Below are 3,281 nucleotides of genomic sequence, written 5' to 3' on the forward strand. Positions count from 1 at the left end.
AGCAAGAAGAGGAGCGGGGGAGCAGGGGGGCGAGGGAGCGGGGGGGGCGGGGGAGATGGGGAGCAGGGGGGAGATGGGTAATTAGCAATTAGCCATTAGCAATTAGCCATTAGCAATTAGCCATTAGCAATTACCAATATTTAGTAAATTCTGTTCATCCGATCGTTATGGCGAATCGACAACTGAGGAATTTTAATCTGCTTGACAGCTTCATCTAAATGTAAGGTGCGGACTTTATGCTCAAACACATTTACTTGATAGACTAGGCGATGAGTAATGTCTAATCCTGTTAACCAGCCGCTTCTGGGATGGTACGCTCCAGTGTCAATGTCTAACCAACCGTTTCCTTGTGCTAATTCTCCGGGACTAACACCCTCAAAGGTAAAAGTAATAGTATGGCCTGTGATAATTAATTTATCAGGAAAATAAGGCTTGGAAATCCGATGAAATTCTCCGCGAATCCAACAGAGTTGATAGGTAGATTGCTGTTTGAGAGAGAGTTTAGGATCGACACCAGCATGAGCTAGCCAAATATCGCCTAAGTCGAGGTAGGGGGGAAGCGATCGCATCCAATCTAAGTGTTTATACGGAATCATCCCTATATCTATATAACTATCTATTGTCGCCTGTCCCCCACTGTAGATCCAAGCTGGTAAAGATCGCGGATCGCTTCCATTCGCCTCGATCATCAGTTGTTCGTGGTTTCCCAACAGGCATTGGTAGGAACTTTGCTTCACAAAATCTACCACTTGAGCGCTTTTGGGCCCCCTGTCTATTAAATCGCCTAAGAAATAAACTCGATCGTCGCTATTGGGGGCGATCGCTTCTAAAAGGGTCATTAACCCATCGTAGTGTCCGTGTACGTCCCCAATGACGATGCGCCGTTGGTTCATTTTTCTTACCCGGTTCGCGGATTTCAAACACGATGTTCTGGTTGACAATAGTTCAGTTACCTTAGCTGAAACCCTTATTTTTAATTAGTTTTTGCAGCAGGCAACTCGGATTTTTTGGTGCAGTTACTCCCATAATGTCCGAACTATTGTGTTCAAGATTTACCCAGGGTTCGTGTTCTGGTGGTTAAATTATACCACTATCAAATCGAATTATGTTTCATAAATCACCTTAGTTTGTAAGTGCTCGGATCAGACTTTGAAGTTCTGCAAGCATTCCTTTTTTCTTGACAGGGGCCGACTGTGGAGCAGAAGGATCGCCATTTTGGACAGTTGGGGCTATAATCCGTTCGAGATCGTCTCCTACAGGTTTTTGGGCTGTTTCGGATATCAGTTTGTATTCACCCTCTGTTTCCTCCAGCCATACTTGCCAAGATTGAGGGTAGCAACGGAAAAGGGCCGCCGTTGGTAGGGGTCTGATGTAGTAGCAAGATTGGAGGGTATTGAGAAAGCGATCGCGCAATTGGCGACCTGCATAACCAATGCCAATGGTAGCTGCGTCTTCCAGACGGGGGTTGAGGAGAATTACGGGGCGGGAATCGGCGGCGTTACAGAGTTGTTCGACTTGGGCAACTTCAATTGAGGAAGCATTTACCAGTAGGAAAACTTGGTCTTCTGATTCGATTTTCTCTGCTATGGGGGATCTGCTACTACCTAAGTCTGTTATTTTAAATGGTACTGTTCCCCAGTCTCGGCGGGCAAGAGCGGCGGCACCGGTGTCAGGAAAGAAGACTTTAAGGCCGTTTGCTAGTTCTTCAAAGTCGGTGATGAATTGCTGGGTTATTGACTGTGCTTGCAGTGCGATTTCTGGGAAAACTAATTCAACTTGTAACCGGGTTTGACCGTCGTTGAGGGCAGCTTTCACTGCTTCGCGGGATTGGGCGATCGCTTCTTCAAGTGTTTTCGGGAGTTCAATCATAAGAGGGGCTAGGGGCTAGGGGCTAGGGAAGAGGGAAGAAGGAAGAGGAAAGAAGGAAGAGGGAAAATTACCAGTTAACCGTTAACAGTTAACAGTTAACAGTTAACCGTTTTGGCATTAATCTTTCCATAATTTGGGCGATCGCGATCGCAGTCCAGTCTATATCAGCTTCGGTGGTATCTCTGCCCAGAGTCAAGCGAATTCCTCGAATAGCCTCAGTTTCGCTGTATCCCATCGCCAACAAGGTGGGAATGGGCGTAATTTTTCCACTACTACAAGCAGAACCGGAACTGATACCAATTCCTGCCAGATTTAGTTGCCGCACTAAGGTTTTGCCTGTAATATTTTCATCTTTACTGGCAACAACAAAACTAAGATGGTGTGGCAATCTACAATAGCGATCGCCTGTTGGTACTAAATTCGGCACCTCAGCTAATTTATCAAATAGGCGATCGCGCAATCCGATTAATCTCGGTGTTTCCTCTACCATTTCCTGTAATGCCAATTCCGCCGCCACGCCAAAACCAACTATATTTGGCACTGCTTGCGTCCCCGATCGCAGTTTCATTTCTTGACCACCGCCCCCAAATACTGGCGCTAATTCTACTCCTTCTCGGATATAAAGCATCCCAGAACCTTGAGGGCCATAGATTTTATGGCTAGATATCGATAGCAAGTCAACTGGCAATTTTTGCACGTCGATCGGGATTCTGCCAGCAACCTGAACGGCATCTGTATGAAATAAGACCCCATGAGAACGGGCAATTTTGCCTAATGCCTCAATTGGTTGTAACGTGCCTACTTCACTCTGACCGAAAATCACGGAAACTAGGACTGTATTGGGTTGTAGCGATGCGTGTAAGTCGAGGGGATGAACTCTCCCCAAGCGATCGACTGGCAATCGCGTGACTTCCCAGCCTAGTTGTTCGAGAAACCTTACTGGTTCTGCTACGGCTGGATGTTCAATGCTGGAAATGATGATGTGTTGCGGCTGCTTGTAATGGCGGGCGATGCCTAAAATTGCCAAGTTGTCGGCTTCTGTGCCACCAGAGGTAAAAATCGCTGATTCCGGCGGGGCATTAATCAGGCTAGCTACTTGCATTCTAGATAATTCTAGAGTTGTGGCTGCTCTTTGACCCCAATCGTGCAAGCTGGAAGGGTTGCCCCAATATTGAGTAAAGGCGGCTTGCATGGCGGCGATCGCTTCTGGGCGTATGGGCGTAGTAGCGCTGTAGTCTAAATAAATTTGCATGGTATTTTGTTAGTTGTTAGTTGTTAGTTGTTATTTGTTAACTGTTAACTGTTAACTGGTAATTGGTAATTGGTAATTGGTAATTGGTAATGGCTAATGGCTAATGGCTAATGGCTAATGGCTAATTACCCATCCTCCCCATCTCCCCATCCTCCCCATC

Annotated in this window: 3 protein-coding genes; all 3 read right to left on the reverse strand. The window is 46.4% G+C overall.

Going from position 1 to position 3,281, the window contains the following annotated elements; translation table 11 throughout:
• Window positions 1-140 precede the first annotated feature (140 nt).
• Complete coding sequence (locus PN499_RS28425; RefSeq protein ID WP_272036862.1) at window positions 141-893, reverse strand: metallophosphoesterase; 753 nt, start codon at window positions 891-893, stop codon at window positions 141-143.
• A gap of 229 nt (window positions 894-1,122) precedes the next feature.
• Window positions 1,123-1,869, reverse strand: coding sequence for a DUF1995 family protein (locus PN499_RS28430; RefSeq protein ID WP_272036864.1), 747 nt, complete (start codon window positions 1,867-1,869; stop codon window positions 1,123-1,125).
• Between the two features lie 88 nt (window positions 1,870-1,957).
• Window positions 1,958-3,121, reverse strand: coding sequence for a cysteine desulfurase family protein (locus tag PN499_RS28435; protein WP_272036866.1), 1,164 nt, complete (start codon window positions 3,119-3,121; stop codon window positions 1,958-1,960).
• Between the last annotated feature and the right edge of the window lie 160 nt (window positions 3,122-3,281).

The sequence above is a fragment of the Kamptonema animale CS-326 genome, assembly GCF_028330895.1.
In the GTDB taxonomy this organism is placed as follows: domain Bacteria; phylum Cyanobacteriota; class Cyanobacteriia; order Cyanobacteriales; family Microcoleaceae; genus Kamptonema; species Kamptonema formosum.

Excerpts from the sequence above, each read along its gene's own strand:
- PN499_RS28425 (WP_272036862.1), bottom strand. The coding sequence starts at position 893 with ATGAACCAACGGCGCATCGTCATTGGGGACGTACACGGACACTACGAT.
- PN499_RS28430 (WP_272036864.1), bottom strand. The coding sequence starts at position 1,869 with ATGATTGAACTCCCGAAAACACTTGAAGAAGCGATCGCCCAATCCCGC.
- PN499_RS28435 (WP_272036866.1), bottom strand. The coding sequence starts at position 3,121 with ATGCAAATTTATTTAGACTACAGCGCTACTACGCCCATACGCCCAGAA.